Below are 18383 nucleotides of genomic sequence, written 5' to 3' on the forward strand. Positions count from 1 at the left end.
TTTTTTCTTTCAACTTATATTTTTTAATGCTTTTTCAATTACACTTGCTTGTGCTGCTGAGAAGAAGAAAGAATAGTCCTCTTTACCATTTCTCACAACAGAAAAATCTACACCTAATTTTTTTAATTCCTTTTGATAATCCTTTAATTGTTCCTTAGTTAAGTTTTTATCTAAAGCAATAACACCACCAGTGTTACTATGTTTTTTAATAAGCCCATTGATTTTTTGTTTACCATCTTTTGTGTTTCCATCAAGGATATAATCTTTTGGATCTTGTTCTTTATTTTCAAGTAACTTTGTCAATGCTTCTAAAATCCGTAATAAAGCTTGCTCCAATAATTTAAAGGTTTGTGCTACGACTTCGAATGCAACCTGTGTATGTTCATCTACATTCGTCATTCAGATACCAACCCCTTTATAAATTATTCAACTAAATTATACCGTATTTTGGTTGAAGATGTTATAATTTTCAGAAAGATTTATTGAGGTTTTAGCAAAGGGCAAAGGGCAAGCTACGGGAGTGGGCGCCCACTCCCCAAAAACTATGTTTTTGACTTGGTAGGAGATTCCTACGACCTTTACAAATATTTACCGTTATTTTTTTGCAAAAAATAAGCGGTATATTTGTTGTCGCTGCGCTCGAAATTTATAAAAAAAGGTGTTGTTAAATGATGGGAAGAATTAAAACAAAATTAAACGTTCGTTTATTAGAAGAAGATAAAGAATTTATAAAAAATAGAGCAGAAGAATTTGGATATAAAACGGTATCTGCATTCATAGTTGATAGTGCAAAATCGCATTTCACACTTGAAGTGGATATGAAAGCTTATAGAGATTTAACTAAAGAAATAAATTATATTGGCAAGAATATAAATAGTTTAATTAGAAGGATCAATACAGACGGAATTTACACGGATAATGATATCGATTTCCTTAGAGTTAATCAGAAAAAAATCATAAAAATAATGAATACAGAATATGACCGATTACTTGATTTGAAAACCAAGTTTAATAGCGATAGCTTGAGTAAAAAACAAAAGGAAAAATTAATACAATCGTTAACTGAAAATCAAATACAGATACCAAAAAAATTAGTATTAGAAGAAGTGTACGAAAAGATAAAAGAAGATTTTGTTTATATCATAGAATGTATAGAAAACTCGCCTGAACAAGATAAAGAAGTAACAGAATATGTATGGCAATATTTATATGGTGATACGCTGTATAAGTTAGATGATAACCAATTAATAAAATTGGCTGATAGCATTTTTATTTTTGCGCAGAAATTGAAATTTAAGTTATCCAAGCTCGATAATGTTTTTGAAGATGATGATTGGTTTGAACTGAAAGATATATTAGACGAATATGAAATTTATTAATTAGGGACTGATTACAAGGTTCTGGTGCAAAAAATCTATAAAGCTTGGACATACTGATACTAGTACTCTAAAAAGGACGTGATCAGTGTGGAAAAGCAAAATCTATTCAAGTGGAAACATTATCAACCAGATATTATTTTATTAACCGTGAGATGGTACCTACGGTACAACCTAAGTTTTCGTGATTTGGTGGAAATGATGGAGGAACGAGGCTTATCCATAGCTCACACAACCATTATGCGTTGGGTACATCAATATGGTCCTGAGTTGGATAAGCGAATTCGACGTCATCTCAAACAAACGAATGACTCATGGAGAGTGGATGAGACGTACATCAAAGTAAAAGGACAATGGATGTATTTGTATCGTGCAGTCGATTCAGATAGGAATACCATTGACTTTTTACTTAGTAAAACGAGAGATGCCAAAGCAGCCAAGCGCTTCTTGAAAAAAGCCTCGGCTTTTTCACATGTTTCCAGACCTCATGTAATAACAATAGATAAAAATCCAGCCTATCAAGTATCGATTCAACAGTTGAAAAACGAAAAAAAGATGCCGGAAGGCACCCGAGTGAGACAAATAAAATATCTGAACAACATCGTGGAGCAGGATCATCGTTTTATTAAGAAACGTGTACGTTGTATGTTAGGGTTTAAGTCATACTCAACAGTCATCTCTATACTGAGTGGGATTGAAGCTATGCATATGATTAAAAAGAGACAGATTAATTTAGAAAACCAGTCTGTCCAAAATCAGAAAAAATTCATTCATCAAGTATTTGATCTTATAGTATAAGGGAGGATTCCCTTAGAAATCTATTGTTATTCTTGTTCTTCATTATATATTTGCACCAGAACCACAAATCATACTCAAGTTGAATTTTTATCCCAGCTGTATGGCTGCATCCTCCTGCACCTGGATAAACCGATGAAAATACATCCGGGAGTTGAAATGCAGTTGAATCTAAAATACGAATACGCTTGAAAACAGAAGTATATGGAGAAGAAATCGGTATAGATGAGGTCAATTTTTGGTTTAGTAGTTCAGATAGTGTGTGTTGTAAAAATTGGACGGCTGCTTTATTAAATCGTTGATTCAGTCCCTCGGGACTGATGAGCACTTCTGTCGATGCTTCTAAACAGCTAGATAACTGAGTTAAAGACGTCGTAGCGACATTTTGATTCATCCATACACATAAAGCGACTAAATCTTTTGCTTGGTACTTACTGGTTCGTTGAACAAAACCAACATCTCTAGCAAAATCTCGTAAGATATTTGGGGATAAGAAGCTTTGAATTTCTTGAGCAAATAGTTGTAATTCATCAGATACAGAAATAGACATACAAAAACGCCATCCTTTCCTATGATTCTACAGAAAGCATAGCGTATTTTTTCATTTTAGGGGGTATTTTGTTTTGTTAGCTTGATAGTGATGTGGTGCTACCCCTAACTAAAAATATGTAATTGTGCATATTTTTAGTTATAACTTTACATCGCAAAATATAGGTATTATGATATTGAAGGTGCCAAAAATTAGCATTTTATGGTAAAAATAGCGCGTAAAATTAATGGCATTTCAAGTGAAAGCATTAGAATCTGTAGTCGTTCCAGGTAAATGGTATTCAGATTTTTGGAATGGTTTCGTAGATGGATTTTTTGATTAATTATTGAACTTATATATTAATACACAATAATAGAAAGGTATTTAAATCTTCATTCCTATTTTTGTATTTTCAGGTGATTTTTTCTAATATTATTCCGGTTATAAAATTAGTTGGTTATTGGATAATATCCGCGATTATGGCTATTCTGAATTTATATGAAAAATCATTTGAATTAGTGTTACCCCCTAAAAATATTGATGGATTCTATTTGATGAGAAAGAACTTGCTAAGAAAAATATAATTAGATTTTATGGTTATGTTAGTATTTCCTTTATTTTTATTTCAATAATTTTAGGATTTAGTGGGTTATATTATCTTTATCATAAACTAGATGGCTCATTTAAATATGTAATTTTGGTGTTTGAAGCTCTTATGTATTCTTTAATACTTATTTTCTTTGTGCACTTTTTATATAAATTATTTAAAAATAAAACTCAGAAAGGATGAGTTTTTTGATTTCTCTTTTTAATATTCAAAAGAATTATATTTTAGGTGATGAAAAAATCTCAGTTCTACAAAATATTAATTTAACACTTGAGCCTGGAAAGATGACATGTTTGCTAGGTGAATCGGGTTGTGGAAAATCTACTTTGTTAAATATTGTTGGTGGATTAGATACATTTGATAATGGTAAATATTTGTTTAATGGTCAAGATGTAAATAATTTCAAGGAAAAAGATTGGGTTAAGTTTAGGAAAGAAAATATAGGATTTATCTTTCAAAATTTTAATTTGATTTCTCATTTAACTGCTTTAGAAAATGTTGAAATGAGTATGATATTAAAAGGTTTATCTAAAGAAGATAGAAAACATCGTGCTAAAGAATTATTAGAATTGGTAGGTTTAGAAGATAGAATGAATTATCTTCCAAATCGTTTGAGTGGTGGACAAAAACAACGTGTTGCAATTGCTAGATCTTTAGCTAATGATCCGGATATAATTTTAGCAGATGAACCTACAGGAGCCTTGGATTCTGAGAATTCTTTGCAAGTTATGAATTTATTAAAAAGTATTGCGGAAAAAGGTAAAATTGTTCTAGTTGTTACGCATTCTAAAGAACTTTCTCAAATAGGGGATACTATCGTTTCTATGAATGATGGTAGCATTGAAAATATTGATTGTGTAGTTGATGAGAATGCTAATAATCATAGTTCTGTTGTAAATAAAGATAGTATTGATAAAGGTAATAATAATTCAAAAATTAATCTAAGTACTACATTGAAACTTTCGTATCGTAATATAAAAACAAAAAAATGGAGAAGCTTTTTAACTGCTGCTGGAGCTTCTATAGGGATTTTTGGGATAGCAATTATTGCTGCATTATCAAATGGTATCCAAAGTAAAATATCAGATGCTACAGATGGAGCTATATTAAATACAAGTATTAATGTAGCAAAGGAAAAAAATGAGTTTTTAGATGATAAGGATGTAAAAAAAATTAAGAGTTTACCTAAAGTAAAAGAAGTATATGCTTATAATCCTTATGAAATTAGTATTAAGGCAAAGGATAATAATAAAAAAGTTACAGGTTCTGCTGAGAGTTTATTACCTAATAAGTATGAAAATACTTATGGTAAAGATTATATAAAGAAAGGACATTATCCTTTTAAAAAAGACGATGGTATTTTGATACCTGAGCGTTTGGCTGAAGAACTATTTAATAAATCTACTGATGCAATAGGAAAAGATGTAGAAATTTTGGTTAGGTTGATGTCTTTAAAAGATATATATCAGGCTATAAAAGTTGATACTAAAATAGTAGGAGTAATTAAGAATCAATCCATACCTTTAATGGATACAGTTGGTATTCCTTATGAAATATCTCAAGACGTAATGAAACAAAGTGTTGAAGGGAAAGAAAATGTTTCTTTAGCTTTTACTGTAATTCCTAATTCGTTAGAAGAAATTGACAAAGCAAAAGATCAAATTGTTTCTAAAGGATATAAAGCTCATACAGAAGAAGAAAATAGTAATGTTCTAGGTAAATATGTATCAATGGCAGGAATTGTTTTAGGTATGTTGTCAGGAATATCTTTAATTGTTTCTTCTATTATGATCGGTGTAGTGTTGTATATTAGTGTGCTTGAAAGGACTAAAGAAATTGGTATTTTAAAATCGATTGGGTCTTTTAAATCTGATATAAGAAAAATCTTTATTACAGAGGGCATGATGATAGGGTTTATGGGAGGAGCTTTAGGAGTTTTTGGGGCTTTTCTAGTTGGTAAAATAGCTAATCTTATTATTCATGAAGTAAATAGTAAAATTGATTTTGAGCTATTCCAACTGACTTATGGTCAAATAATATTCTTTATTTTATTTAGTATGTTCCTTGGGTTATTAGCTTCCTTCTTACCAGCTTTTAAGGCTTCTAAATTAAACCCGATAGATGCATTAAGGTATGAGTGAGTCTTTTTAGTGTTTTATTTTAATTAGGGGTAGCACCCCATCGCTATCAAGCTAAAAAACTAATTATCCCCCAAAATGCAAAAAACGAGCTGAATTCAAATAAATAACTGTATAGAGATAAAAATTTCGTTATGGGGGTACTTTAAAATCTTAGCTTGATGGGCATGGGGTAGCACCAACAAAACGCGAATTTCGTACGCTAAGGTACAATCGAGCTTGATTCCTAAAAACACAAGTCGTGGAACAAGCAATTCTATCGTATCGAAGAAGATAATTAGGAGTTCCTTATCTTATTTTATTAAAGTGTTCGTTCGATAAAACAAATAAAAGGCAGACCATTTTACTGGTCTGCCTTTTGAAGTATCATTTAAGCTTTCTCGTTTTCCCAATCTTTTCTAAGTAACCCCATAATATGAATGTCATGGTAACTACCGAACCTAAATAATTCTTCTTTTAAAGTCCCTTCTACGGAAAATCCGCATTTTTCATAAGAAGCGATAGCTCTTTTGTTGTAACTAAACACTTGGAGCTTGACTTTATTTACATTCATATAATTGAAAATAAAGTCAACCAGTATTTGCATTGAATCAGTTCCATAACCTTTCCCTTGATATTCAGGACCTATTGAAACGCCAACGTGACAAGTACCATTTTTCCAGTTCACTAGGTAAACAGCTATTGTCCCAATAAAGATTTTTTCATCTTTAAGTTCAATACCAAACATGTAATCCTCTTTATCAGAACTTATTTCATTAAGAAATTTTTCATGGTCACTCTCAGTAGGAGGAAATGGTATTCCATCATTCATTAATAACCGGCTCTCCATTACATCTTCAATGTTATAGTAGTTTCCGTAATCCTCTTTTGTTATTTTTCGTAGAGTGACTTTATTACCTGTTAAAAATCTTTTACTATATTGCTTAATCAAATTAATATCCCCCAATTAATACGCAGGGGTATGCAGTAAGGGTTATTTTACTGTACCCTTGCAACGTTTTTTTGTTCTTTTAGTTTTTTTAAAACATCTACTGCAATGCTCGTTAACATAGGCTTATCTCCCTTTTCTCTAGATAATAAAAGTATATATCACATTATAAGAATTTTCAATCATTTCATCGAGGCTAATGAAAGAAGTAAACATTCAAGGGGTAGCTAAAAAAATCGTTCCAAAAACGAACGTTTAAGGAACTTTATGTATTTCTAATGAAACTGATAGAAATACGATCAAAAATTAGTTCCAAAACTCATTACCAAAAACAAAGTACCATAAAAAATATTAAATATCGTTAATGGAACATTCTTAACGTACGGTAAAATCAAGTTTTTCACCTTGAAAAGTCCTTAGCGTACGAAATTCGCATTTTGTTGGTGGGACCCCATCGCTATCAAGCTAAGCTTATGCAAAGTCAATTTTAGACGAGATTTTTTCTTTTTTCTAAAGGGCAAGTGTAGGTAATTGAAAGATTTGCATACGAAATAAACCCTAGCGGGTTTCACTTTTTTGAATTAAGCGGCTTGATTATCAGACAGGGTACAATTGTAAACGACACCTAATATATCAAAGACCGTTTTTTTCTCATATCGATGAGATTTTCGCCCGTTTTGCTGTAGGAGATTGAACAGGCGAAGTAACACCTTTGATAGCTCTTGGGTGTTTTTTTGTATAGTTTGGAATAGAAGAAGAAAATAGTCTTTAATCATATATATGGCTTTATACTCACTAAGCTCTCGTTTTTTCTTCATGAGGAGCAATTGGCGCATTTGAAACATGATAGAAGAACAGAGTAGAATGGCAATCAATTGACCATATAAATGGCACTCCAGTCGTTCTGCTTTTATCTTTTTACAATGATGAATTTGAAAGAATGACTTCCACGTTTTGAATAAAATTTCGATTTGCCAACGCAAAGAATACCAGTCATGTACCTGTCCCATCGGGACAATATCTGTAGGAGTGTTTGTCATATATACATTGATACAACTGAGGCGTTTACTACGAGGAGAATACTTCATTCCTTTCTTTTTTTCTCTTACAGCTTGATCTTGTAGACGTTTTTTTTGTTGTTCTTCTGTAAGCCTATGAACAATGACACGAGTCGGTACTTTATCATTCATCCCTACATAAGCATCTGTTATTTCATAGGTTTGTCCTGGCTGCATGGAGTTCATCAACTTCTCCATATCTAACTGAATGTATTGCGTACCTTTCTTTATTCTTCCGTCTTGAAAATAATCTGGGTTGGGGTTTTTCTGATAAATACGTGTATTAGATTTGATACGAGAGATATAGTAAGCTTTCTTATCGTGTATATGTTGGAGATCTTTGAGATGAAAATAGCCTAAATCTCGGATACACAAGTCATTCGCTTTCACAGTCGGAGCACACAAAGAACCGTAGGTTCGATCATGTTGTTTACCTGGACCTGTATGAATATGTAGGAACTGTCCACTTAATAGATCATACTCAAGCTGAATCTTCACCCCCGCTGTATGGCTGCATCCTCCTGCACCTGGATAAACAGATGAAAATACATCGGGAAGTTGAAATGCAGTTGAATCTAGGATACGAATACGATTGAAAATAGAAGTGTATGGAGAAGAGAGCAGCTTAGTTGCAGATAACTTTTGGTTGAGAAGTTCGGCTAACGCTTGTTGTAGAAATTGCACGGCTGTGGCATTAAATCGTTGATTCAGTCCTTCAGGACTGATGAGCACCTCTGTTGATGCTTCTAAACAGCTACATAACTGAGTTAAAGAGGTTTTAGCGACATTTTGACTAATCCATACACATAAAGCTACTAAATCTTTTGTTTGGTATTTACTGGTTCGTTGCACGAAACCAACATCTCTAGCAAGGTCTCGTAAGATATTTGGAGATAAAAAGCTTTGAATCTCTTGAGCAAATAGTTGTAATTCATCAGATACAGAAATAGACATACAAAAACGCCATCCTTTCCTATGATTCTACAGAAAGGATAACGTCTTTTTTACTTTATGGCTAGTGCAAAACCTTAGCTTTATGACGATGTGATGTGTCTGGTGACACAAACTTTTGGACTGCTCACGCAGTATAGACCAGCAAGTAATCAATATGTAGATGATTTTGTTAAATATGACATTCATTTTAAATATACAGAGTTAAAAACATACAGATTAACTTTGTATAATATAACGTATGAAATGGGTACAGCTCTGTCACTCTACAAAAATAACCGAACAATAAAAAATATGACACAAATTCAGATACTAATTAAATTATGATATATGTTAAAAGTCCCTAAGTTTGTTTCGCTAAACAGTTACGTTGTACTTATGAATGCGAAATTAATTTTGTGGATGAATTGAAATATTCCTCTTCTGATTCACTTTGTTTTTTGTTACTAAGTGATAGTTTCTGATTATATACAAACATATCAATGGACTTGTTATAAGCAACAGAACAATATTCGGTGTCATATTACTATGTATATCTGCAATGGTGGATACTTCAAATAGACTAAGGGAATTTGGAAAGAAAATTGCCATAAATGAAGCAATAGAATTGTTTAAAATATGACAAATGATGGGTAACAGTATATTGTTACTTCTTAAGTATAAAAGTGACATAATTAGGCCAAACACAAAAGAACCCAGCAAATCTGCATGAAAGAATCCAAATAACACATTGGTTAGTATCATACCAATTATTAAGTTAGTTTTATAGGTGATTCGATTCAAAAGTAATCCTCTAAAAATAAATTCTTCAGCGATCGGTCCAATAATAGAAGCGTTAATAAGCATTAAGAAAAATATAACCTTATTTTTTGGAAAAGGTATATCTTCTGATAAAGATTTTGTAACATATTCAGGTGAAACAAAAGTTAATATATATTGTGTAAGCCAGAAAACGCCAATGGAAAAAATAATTAAAAGTGGCACAACACCTAGTATACGAGGTGTTTCTCGTATAATCCCCTTTGTTTGGATAACATGAGATACTCCTATATTCTGTCGTTTAAATTGATAGAAGAACCATATAAAAGGGAAAACAGCCAGTAACCCATATGGGAAAATTACCATCAAAACAAGTTCATTACTTGAAATATCTTTTTTAAAGAAAATCATGGTAAATATTATAAGTGCAACCAAAAATAATACGCCTGAAAGCAAAAAATTTCTTATTCTCATTTTTTCAAAAATAAGATAACCTCCTTTAAAATTTATATAAATTTATCATAACAACTAAATGGAATATTGTAAATTTTTACATTTATCTATAGAGAATGATTATTTCTGTCATTTCTCAAAATCCTGAATCTTGTTATGCGATGGCAAAACATCGCTGTAAAGAGGAAATAGCTAAAAACTCTTGATTTGTAGATACCTAAATCATTGAAAGACACGACAAAAATTCGGGTACTAATTAAATTATCATATACGTTAAAAGCCCCTAAGTTTGTGTCGTGAAAATAGAGTCCTCAGATTTGTATCGTCAGACAGTACCTCATATAGCCGTTTAATTATTATTTTTGTTACCCTTATATATTTGCATAATCCATTATTATCGGTAGTAGACAAAAAAGCTCACTTCTTATCTTTTTTCAAATAAGAAGCTAGCTTTGTCGTTTTGGGGGTGACTTGATTTCTTAGGTTGATGGTGATGTGGCGGGACCCCTTATAAGAGAATACAGCCTATTTTAATTTAAAAACTAAAAGGTAGAATAACTTTTCACTTCTACCTTTTAGTTTTAACAATGCTTTATTCAAAAGTTCGTTGCAGCCATTAATTGTGTAAACTTCCCCTTAATTATAAACTTCTTTAATATATTACAATTCCTCTTCATAAAAGAACATAGGTTCGTGTATGATAAGAACAAACGTTCTTTTATTTTGGGGAGGAATCACGATGTATGACTATTCAATCCTACCGAATAGAATCATCTTATGTGTTGATTTACGAAGCTTTTATGCTTCGGTAAGTTGTATCAAAATGGGATTAGATCCCCTGCATACAAAATTAGCTGTAGTAGGTGATGTAAATAGAAATGGCTCAATTGTTCTAGCCGCAACGCCACCCTTAAAAGCCTTAGGTGTAAAGAAAATGGCAAGGTTATACGAGATTCCTCGAAGAAAAGACATTCTTGTGGTAAATCCAATTATGGGAACTTATATTAAATGCTCCAATTACATAACAAAATTAGCCTTGCAATACGTTCCTATTGAGGATTTTCACCAATACAGCATAGACGAATTTTTTATGGACATTACAGATAGCATTCATTTATTCGCCAACGATCCATACGAATTCGCCATAAAATTCAAACGTGAAATATACGACCATACACGAATTGAATGCACGATTGGAATTGCTCCTAACCCACTCATGAGCAAGGTTGCCCTAGACATTGAAGCTAAGAAGAACAAAGATGGGATTGCTTTTTGGGAGTACGAGGATGTACCTACAAAAATTTGGAGTATACGACCCCTCAATAAATTTTGGGGCATATCCTATAAAACAGAAGAAAAGTTAAATCGGAAGGGAATATACTCTATTGGGGATTTAGCCAATTATCCCCTTAAATACTTAAAACAGAGCTTTGGCAAGATTGGAGAAGAATTACACTTACATAGCCACGGAATTGACTTTAGTCGCATTTCAGAAAAATATGTTCCTGCCACAACTTCTATTGGGAAAAGCCAAATTCTAATGCGTGACTACACAATAGAAGAATTTCCGATTATTCTACTGGAACATATTGAAGAAGTTTGTTATCGGCTTAGAAGACAAAACAAGCTTGCTCAAACCGTCCACTTTTCTGTCGGTTATAGCAAGAGTTATAACGGTGGTATTAGCAAAACACATACTTTAAGCCGTCCGACTAACTTAACAATGGATATTTATAAAATTTGTACATACTTTTTACATCAACAGTATACTGGTGAACCCATCCGCAGTATAAACATATCCTTAACAAACTTACTTCAAGAAGGAGAAGAACAAATTTCTCTTTTTGATAATGTCATGCAACGAGAACAAGAAATGAAGTTAACAAAAGTAATGGATGAAATACGTACAAAGTTTGGGAAGAACAGTATTTTACGAGGGATTTCCTACACGCATAGCGCTACAGCTAGATACAGAAACACACTTTTAGGGGGACACAAATCATGAGTAACGCCAATATGCCAAGAGGTAGAGGAATGGTGAAATTCACTCCGTTTGCTGCATTGTCAGAACAGTTTGAAGGCATACGTGAAATCATTCAGGAGAAAAACAAAGTAACTCGGCCGATCTTAACAGATGAAGAAAAAGAACTAATCGAGAACATGCTATTATGCTCCTTAGTATCAGCAGAAGAAATAATGATTACATATTATGAGGACGGTTATTTGCTCTCTAATTATATGACCGTTGTTGATATTGACCCGTCAAATAGGGCCATTGTATGTACAGATGCTTTTTATAATAAAATGAAACTGCAATTCTCTAACATAATAGATGTTAAATAGAATAAAATGATGTTATCAAGTTTAGATCATTTAAAGGAGTCTAAAAATGCAAGAAAATCAGACAAGAAAGAACGCAGCAGGAGCAGTAATTCATAATGATATTAATAACTATCCCTTTCTAAATATACCTATGATTATTAATGAGAAAGACGGAATGATTTACGAAGTGTTTAGCGTAGATTTTCATGCTAATGATGCAATAGCAATAGTATCAACAGACGGTTTTTCTACAACTAGGGTTAATACACCGATCGTAACAGTCAAAAACAATGATGGTAGTTTTCAAGCGTATCGCTTACCTTTAGAGCTGTAATATTGGGTACTTTCTTGTATGCAAACTGCTTCAGCAGGAAAAAATCCATTTCCATGTAAAGTTTCTTTTGGAATCATTGACAATAAATTTTATGTAGAATTCAAGTGAAAAAGGAGCAAATTAATTTGCTCCTTTTATCGTTTTTGGGTGGATTTGTTTACTTAAAGTTGATGGACATGAAACATAGATAATCATATATATTCTATCGAAATGTTGGCGTTAATCATTCATTAAAGCTTACTACTATTCACAGCAAATTACTTTGACAGACAAAGTAATTTGCTGTATTGTGTAATTCAAGAGGTGATATGAAATGAGTATTATATCTACAGACTTAATCCGTGGACATACGGATATGATTATCTTAAATGTTCTTCGTCAAGGTGATAGTTATGGATATGAATTATACAAAAAAATTATTGAATTAAGTGACAAGCAATATGAATTAAAAGAAGCTACTTTATATACAGCTTTTCGTCGATTAGAGAAAGAAGGCTATATCTTTTCTTATTGGGGAGATGAAACTCAAGGAGGAAGACGAAAATATTACCACATTACAGAATCTGGTGTACGTTTTTACGAAAATGGTAAAAAAGAGTGGAATATTGCGAAAGAGATTATAGATCGTCTAATTAAAGGAGTGATTACAAGTGTTAATGAGAAATAAAAAATTAGATAAAAGAATAGAAGAATACATCGATAAGCAGTTTATGAATGTAAAAGAAACACAACAACTATTTGATATGAAAGTAGAGTTGTTTATAAATTTAAAAGAACGAATTTCAGATATGATTAAAGAGGGTTATACGGAAGAAGATGCCTTTAAAAAGGGAGTCATTTCAATAGGAGATTTGAGTGACCTAGTGGAAGAAATGCAATTGTATGGGCGAGATAAAATGAACCAATCTATTGATTCTAAAGAAGCGCAACATATTTCAACAAAAGGAATGATTGGTGGAATATTATTATTTCTATTTGGGATATTCACACCCTCAATAGTATATTATTTATTTGGATCAAGATTATTTTTGATTACCTTTTTCCTTTTCACTGTTCCAGCTGTGTTGTTAACTATTTATAGATTATTAATAAAAGAGACAAGCAAACGTTATGCAATGAATAAAGCTCGTGCGAGACGTTATATTTTAGGAATAGGAATTTTTCTATACGGTTCGTGTATATCAATTATAGTTTACTTACTTCCACTAATAATAAATCTTGTTGCAGTAGTCTTTTTCATGATAATCACATTGATTAGTCTTTTTATCCTTTTACCGCTTCTATTCAATGGAAGAAGTCGCTTAAAAGTGGGATGAAATACGAGATGAATGAGTTCAAACGTAAGGACCTTAAATTTTCCATTGACGGTATAGGTATTATTTTGGGATTAGAAAGAGACTAAATCACAATCATTAAACAGTAAAAAAAATAACCGATTCCTTAACGTACAGGGAATCGGTTATTTTGTGTCCAAATTGTGTCTAAACGTACAATTTTCCCGAAATGATATGGTGACCCCATGCCCATCAACTTAAGAACGGAAACAAAATGAACTTTCGTTCAAATAAACTACAACACTCTTAAAACACTTTTTATTCTTAAAAATGAGCATGCCAAATAAACCTAGGTAGGTATCATTTTTAAAGATTATGCAGCTTTCTTTTGTTTTCTAAGTCCACTATACTCATAGACAACACCCATAATATCAAAGACTGTTTTCTTCTCATATCGATGAGATTTCCGCCCATTTTTCTGTAGTAGGTGGAATAGACGGATTAGAATCTTTGTTATTTCTTGGGTGTCTTTCTGTATAGCTTGATACAAAAGATATAGATAATCTTGGATCATTCCTATCGCTTTATATTCGCTTAATTCTCTTTTCTTCTTTTGCAAAAGAAGTTGGCGCATTTTAAACATAGTAGAGGAGCAAAGGAAAATAGCGATTAGCTTTCCACGTTTTAAAGACAATCTCTATTTGCCAACGCAAAGTATATAACTCATGTACCTGTTCCATCGGAACCCATTCCCAAGGTGTATTCGTCACGTACACGTTTAATCCCGCTACCATTTTACTTTTCTCCGAGTACGATCTATTTTGAGATTTTTCATTTTCCGAAATTTTCGCTCGTCGTTTTTGAAGTTGTTTTTCTGTTAATCGATTAAAAATTACACGTGCGAACAGTTGTTGTTTATCACCAATATAAGCATTTTTTAATTCCAATGTTTCTCCAGGTTGTAGTTGGTTTAAAATTTGTTTCACATCGATTTGTATGTATTCCGATTGTTTCTTCATTGCACCATTTTTAAAGTATTCTGGGTCTGGATTTTTCACATATACATTTGTATTTAATTTCAAACGAGAAATATAGTATGTACCGCGTTGATCCATTTGATCTAAGTCTTCCAATGAAAAATAACCCAAATCACGAATACATAAATCTCCTGGTTGTAAGGTATCTAAGCACTCCGTACCAAATGTTTTGTCATTATTTTTTCCTGTTCCAACTTGAAAGTTAAGAAATTCCCCACTGTGTAGATCATATTCTAATTGGATTTTGATTCCAGCTTTTTGAGCACATCCTCCAGAGCCTGGATATACATTCTCTAAAACATTTGGCACTTGAAATACGGTGGCATCTAGGATACGAATTCGTTGGAAATAAGAGAAGAAATGGTTAGAAATTTGCGTTTGTTCACATACTTTTTGTTGTAACAGTAAAGAAAAAATATGTTGTAAAAACAAAACTGCTTTTGTATTTAAGCGTTTGTTTAAGCCCTCAGGGCTGAGTAGAGTGCCTGTCGCTGCATGAAGCCTACTACATAATCGAACCAAGGGGGCACTTGCCACCCGTTGACTCATCCAAATACAAATAGTAGCTAAGTCTGAGCCAGAAAACTTGCGTTTTCGTTTTACAAACCCAAGTTCTTTTGCTAGTTCTTCTAAAAATACAGGTGTAACATATCGCTGTAATTCTTCCGCAAATGGTTGTAGTTCATCTTGAATCGAGAGATTCATAAGAAAACGTCATCCTTTCTAATCTAGCTTGTTTAGAAAGAATAACGTTTTTTAGTACTTAAGAGTATTAAAATCACTTAAGTTTATGGGCATGTATGGTGACCCCTATTATAGAAACTATTTTGATCGTAAGGGATTTGTAAGGAATAGGTAAGGAAAAAGAGATTTTCATTGTGTATGATCAAAATATAAATAAGCATGAAAGGCGGAACAGATATATGAGTTCTACTGCTGACGACTTAAATAAATTCTTCTCTTACTTATTCAGTGGCAAATGACTGAAGGAACAGCAACTAAAACAAATGCTTACTACAGTTCCTACAGGAAGAAAAGGAATCGATGGATAGAGTCTTGCAATCTATGAAATTAAGCTTCCAAACTGTGTCTCGATATGGGGACACGGAGGCGCCATTCCAGGGTTTCTTACTTTTGCTGGAGGCACACTTGGAGGTAAGCATACGTTAGCCGTCAATTTGAACCGCTTGGGTAAAGCTGACAGTCCTGATTTTTATAAAAATATTTTACTTGCTGAATTTAGCAAGTAGGCAAAGAGGAAAAACGGATAGATTTTGTCATATTTTTTATAGTTAAACAAATAAGTGATGAAATCGATCACTTATCTAAGGAGGCAATTCTCTCATGAAAAATAAACTATCTGGGGTATTAGCCGCTACATTGGCGCTAACGATGACCCTACCAACAGGCGCGATGGCGTCTTCTAGCAGTAAGACTCCGGTTGTAGCTAACCAAGAAGTTGCTAGCCAAGAACTGGAGAAGATTGCGGCAGATAAGGCTGCCCTACTCACGGAGTCCCATGGGACGACTAGCGTGCAGTATGCGCTGATTGATAATGGCAAACTTATTTTGTCGGGTCAGACAGACAAGAACGATATGAAAAGGAAACAGTCGCCGACTAAAGATACTCTATACGGGATTGGTTCAGTCAGTAAAATGTATGCAGCAACGGCTGTAATGAAATTGGTCGACGAAGGAAAAGTCGATTTGGATGCTCCTGTCGTCCACTATGTTCCTGATTTCAAGATGAAAGACGAGCGGTACAAACGCATTACGCCGCGTATGCTGTTAAACCACTCCTCCGGCTTGCAAGGTTCCACGTTAAGTAATGCATTTTTATTTAACGATAATGATACCTATGCCCATGATGTCTTGTTGCGGCAATTGTCCAACCAGAGCTTGAAGGCGGATCCTGGCGCTCTCTCGGTTTACTGCAACGACGGCTTTACGCTGGCTGAGATTTTGGTGGAAAGAGTCAGCGGTATGAGCTTTACCGAATTTCTACATCAACGGTTTACAGAACCCTTAAAGCTGAATCATACGAAAACGCCGCAGGACAAATGGGAAGGCGAAAAGCGGGCTGAACTTTATTTTCCGGCGTACCAAGGGCAACTTCCCATTGAATCGGTGAATGTGATTGGTTCGGGAGGGATCTCTTCCACGGCAGAAGATATGGTACGATTCTCACAATTATTTATGGGACAGGGAAAAGGGATCCTCTCTGATAAGGCAGTCAAGGCGATGGAGCAAGAGGAATATAAAAAAGGAATGTGGCCGGGGGATGGAGATAATATTTTCAACTATGGTCTTGGCTGGGATAGTGTGAAACTATACCCATTCAGTGAATATGGGATAAAAGGCTTGGCTAAGGGCGGCGACACGTCACTGCAACATGCTATACTGGTCGTGCTTCCGGAACAGAAGATGGCAGTGGCTGTGTTGTCATCTGGCGGCCGAAGCTCTACAAATCAACTACTGGCAACTGAATTACTGCTCGCCGCGCTTAAAGAGAAGGGCACAATTAAGGACATCAAGCCAAACAAATCCTTTGGCAAGCCGGTCAAGGCCAAGATGCCTCAAGACGTGGCGAAGAAAGCGGGCTTTTACGGCAATAGCGACAGTCATTTCAAAATAGAAATTACGAAGAATGGAGAACTGTTCTTACCATCTAATCGAGAAGAAAAATACGTATATACTGCGAATGGAAGCTTTATTAATGAGAAGGGTACTTCCAAGCTCAGCTTCGTCACTGAGAAGAATGGAAGAACTTATTTGAAGGAGAGCACATATAAATCGACGCCAGGCTTAGGGCAAAATGTGATGACTCACTATTTAGCCGAGAAACTAGAAGACAACGTGCTATCGAAGAAAACCGCTGCCGCATGGGCGAAGCGGGAAGGCGTCAAGTTCTATCTCGTGAACGAGAAATTTAGTTCTATTGAATATCTCGTTCAACCGAAACTTATTACCACACAAATTACTCGCAAGGAAGGCCTGGCGGGCTATTGGGACGGCAGAAAAATTACAGGTCCGAACACCGCGGCGCATCAGCTCCAGATTCCCGTGATGAATGGCCGTGATACGACGGAAACTCATTTCTATACAGAAGGCGGCAGTGAATATATGGAGATGGCCGGATTGTTATACGTAAGTGGATCCAGCGTAAAACCGCTTGATGCAGGCCAATCATCCAAAGTTACGCTGCAAGCAAATGGGTATGCGAAATGGTTTACGATCCCACAAGCGGCAGCGGGGAAAACGATGACCGTGGCGTTGCCATCGAAGAGTTCGTTCGCGGTGTATGATGAGAAGGGAGTATGTGTCAATTTTACCGTTGTGAGCGGCAATAACAAAGTAAAACTGCCGAAGAACGGAACGGTTGTATTTGCTGGCGCGCCGAACTCGGAATTTGCAATCACGTTGAACTAGCTACAATTCTAGATGGACTTCAACAAAACCAGTACGACACAGAAGAGGTGTTTTGCTGGTTTTGTTTGTATTTACGTATGATCTTTACGAAGAGGCTTTCCACGAATAATATAACGCTCAAACTCTGCAAGAACAGCTAGCATACCAGTTCTGGGCAATCATCTTTTGCCCCACTCACCTTCTCGGTGTAAATACGTTCGCAGCCGGCATTATGATGTACAAGCCCTATACGATGCAGGAATTATCCGAGGTGTTTCGGCTACTAAGTTTAACCAACATGGCACACTCACACATCAACAGGCTGCACTTATGTTAGAACGAACACTAGAATATCTAGGTGTAGAAAAAGAGTCAAATACAGGGCCCTACCACATTCCCATCAACTTAAGAAGA

General features: G+C 34.3%; 12 protein-coding genes and 4 pseudogenes. 10 read left to right on the forward strand and 6 right to left on the reverse strand.

What is annotated here, in order from left to right:
* Window positions 1–9 precede the first annotated feature (9 nt).
* The gene (locus tag ACFWDE_RS21895; RefSeq protein ID WP_377894669.1) at window positions 10–399 is read right to left on the reverse strand and encodes a DUF3801 domain-containing protein; all 390 of its coding nucleotides are present in this window, start codon (window positions 397–399) and stop codon (window positions 10–12) included.
* Window positions 400–671: 272 nt separating this feature from the next.
* Between ACFWDE_RS21895 and ACFWDE_RS21900 the strand changes: the two genes are divergently transcribed.
* Both ACFWDE_RS21900 and ACFWDE_RS21905 read left to right on the forward strand, forming a co-directional pair.
* Window positions 672–1379: a plasmid mobilization protein gene (locus ACFWDE_RS21900; protein WP_377894698.1), complete on the forward strand. Its 708-nt coding sequence runs from the start codon at window positions 672–674 to the stop codon at window positions 1377–1379.
* A gap of 87 nt (window positions 1380–1466) precedes the next feature.
* Window positions 1467–2174, forward strand: coding sequence for an IS6 family transposase (locus ACFWDE_RS21905; protein WP_377894671.1), 708 nt, complete (start codon window positions 1467–1469; stop codon window positions 2172–2174).
* Window positions 2175–2238: 64 nt separating this feature from the next.
* Here ACFWDE_RS21905 and ACFWDE_RS21910 read toward each other — a convergent pair.
* A pseudogene (locus ACFWDE_RS21910) lies at window positions 2239–2721 on the reverse strand (IS4 family transposase); the annotation flags it as partial.
* A 765-nt stretch (window positions 2722–3486) separates the two neighbouring features.
* Between ACFWDE_RS21910 and ACFWDE_RS21915 the strand changes: the two are divergent.
* On the forward strand, window positions 3487–5448 hold the full coding sequence (locus tag ACFWDE_RS21915; protein ID WP_377894672.1) for an ABC transporter ATP-binding protein/permease: 1962 nt from the start codon (window positions 3487–3489) through the stop codon (window positions 5446–5448).
* Window positions 5449–5815: 367 nt separating this feature from the next.
* Here ACFWDE_RS21915 and ACFWDE_RS21920 read toward each other — a convergent pair whose 3' ends face one another.
* The 3 genes from ACFWDE_RS21920 to ACFWDE_RS21930 form a co-directional block, all read right to left on the reverse strand.
* Window positions 5816–6376 carry a GNAT family N-acetyltransferase gene (locus tag ACFWDE_RS21920; protein WP_081338182.1) on the reverse strand — a complete coding sequence of 187 codons (561 nt, stop codon included), beginning with the start codon at window positions 6374–6376 and terminating at the stop codon, window positions 5816–5818.
* Between the two features lie 578 nt (window positions 6377–6954).
* Complete coding sequence (locus ACFWDE_RS21925) at window positions 6955–8385, reverse strand: IS4 family transposase (protein WP_377894674.1); 1431 nt, start codon at window positions 8383–8385, stop codon at window positions 6955–6957.
* A gap of 387 nt (window positions 8386–8772) precedes the next feature.
* Window positions 8773–9576, reverse strand: a complete 804-nt coding sequence (locus ACFWDE_RS21930; protein ID WP_377894676.1) for a CPBP family intramembrane glutamic endopeptidase — start codon at window positions 9574–9576, stop codon at window positions 8773–8775.
* Between the two features lie 757 nt (window positions 9577–10333).
* On the opposite strand from ACFWDE_RS21930, the gene ACFWDE_RS21935 reads away from it, so the two are divergent.
* From ACFWDE_RS21935 to ACFWDE_RS21955, 5 genes and pseudogenes are all read left to right on the forward strand, one after another.
* Window positions 10334–11599: a Y-family DNA polymerase gene (locus ACFWDE_RS21935; protein WP_377894677.1), complete on the forward strand. Its 1266-nt coding sequence runs from the start codon at window positions 10334–10336 to the stop codon at window positions 11597–11599.
* Window positions 11596–11937 carry a YolD-like family protein gene (locus tag ACFWDE_RS21940; RefSeq protein WP_377894678.1) on the forward strand — a complete coding sequence of 114 codons (342 nt, stop codon included), beginning with the start codon at window positions 11596–11598 and terminating at the stop codon, window positions 11935–11937. The genes ACFWDE_RS21935 and ACFWDE_RS21940 overlap by 4 nt, the downstream gene beginning before the upstream one ends.
* 46 nt (window positions 11938–11983) lie before the next feature.
* Window positions 11984–12358: pseudogene (locus tag ACFWDE_RS21945) on the forward strand (hypothetical protein).
* Between the two features lie 205 nt (window positions 12359–12563).
* Window positions 12564–12917, forward strand: a complete 354-nt coding sequence (locus tag ACFWDE_RS21950; RefSeq protein ID WP_002166598.1) for a PadR family transcriptional regulator — start codon at window positions 12564–12566, stop codon at window positions 12915–12917.
* Window positions 12907–13566, forward strand: coding sequence for a permease prefix domain 1-containing protein (locus ACFWDE_RS21955; protein WP_377894700.1), 660 nt, complete (start codon window positions 12907–12909; stop codon window positions 13564–13566). Before ACFWDE_RS21950 ends, ACFWDE_RS21955 begins: the two co-directional genes overlap by 11 nt.
* Window positions 13567–13897: 331 nt before the next feature.
* Here ACFWDE_RS21955 and ACFWDE_RS21960 read toward each other — a convergent pair.
* Window positions 13898–15266, reverse strand: a pseudogene (locus ACFWDE_RS21960) (IS4 family transposase).
* A gap of 218 nt (window positions 15267–15484) precedes the next feature.
* Here ACFWDE_RS21960 and ACFWDE_RS21965 point away from each other — a divergent pair.
* Window positions 15485–15811 (forward strand): annotated as a pseudogene (locus ACFWDE_RS21965) (serine hydrolase); the annotation flags it as partial.
* A gap of 94 nt (window positions 15812–15905) precedes the next feature.
* On the forward strand, window positions 15906–17990 hold the full coding sequence (locus ACFWDE_RS21970) for a serine hydrolase domain-containing protein (RefSeq protein WP_377894680.1): 2085 nt from the start codon (window positions 15906–15908) through the stop codon (window positions 17988–17990).
* The last annotated feature ends 393 nt before the right edge of the window (window positions 17991–18383 follow it).

Source organism: Bacillus sp. NPDC060175 (assembly GCF_042728695.1).
GTDB lineage: Bacteria > Bacillota > Bacilli > Bacillales > Bacillaceae_G > Bacillus_A.

Excerpts from the sequence above, each read along its gene's own strand:
- ACFWDE_RS21895 (WP_377894669.1), bottom strand. The coding sequence starts at position 399 with ATGACGAATGTAGATGAACATACACAGGTTGCATTCGAAGTCGTAGCA.
- ACFWDE_RS21900 (WP_377894698.1), top strand. The coding sequence starts at position 672 with ATGGGAAGAATTAAAACAAAATTAAACGTTCGTTTATTAGAAGAAGAT.
- ACFWDE_RS21915 (WP_377894672.1), top strand. The coding sequence starts at position 3,487 with ATGAGTTTTTTGATTTCTCTTTTTAATATTCAAAAGAATTATATTTTA.
- ACFWDE_RS21925 (WP_377894674.1), bottom strand. The coding sequence starts at position 8,385 with ATGTCTATTTCTGTATCTGATGAATTACAACTATTTGCTCAAGAGATT.
- ACFWDE_RS21935 (WP_377894677.1), top strand. The coding sequence starts at position 10,334 with ATGTATGACTATTCAATCCTACCGAATAGAATCATCTTATGTGTTGAT.
- ACFWDE_RS21940 (WP_377894678.1), top strand. The coding sequence starts at position 11,596 with ATGAGTAACGCCAATATGCCAAGAGGTAGAGGAATGGTGAAATTCACT.
- ACFWDE_RS21950 (WP_002166598.1), top strand. The coding sequence starts at position 12,564 with ATGAGTATTATATCTACAGACTTAATCCGTGGACATACGGATATGATT.
- ACFWDE_RS21955 (WP_377894700.1), top strand. The coding sequence starts at position 12,907 with ATGAGAAATAAAAAATTAGATAAAAGAATAGAAGAATACATCGATAAG.
- ACFWDE_RS21970 (WP_377894680.1), top strand. The coding sequence starts at position 15,906 with ATGAAAAATAAACTATCTGGGGTATTAGCCGCTACATTGGCGCTAACG.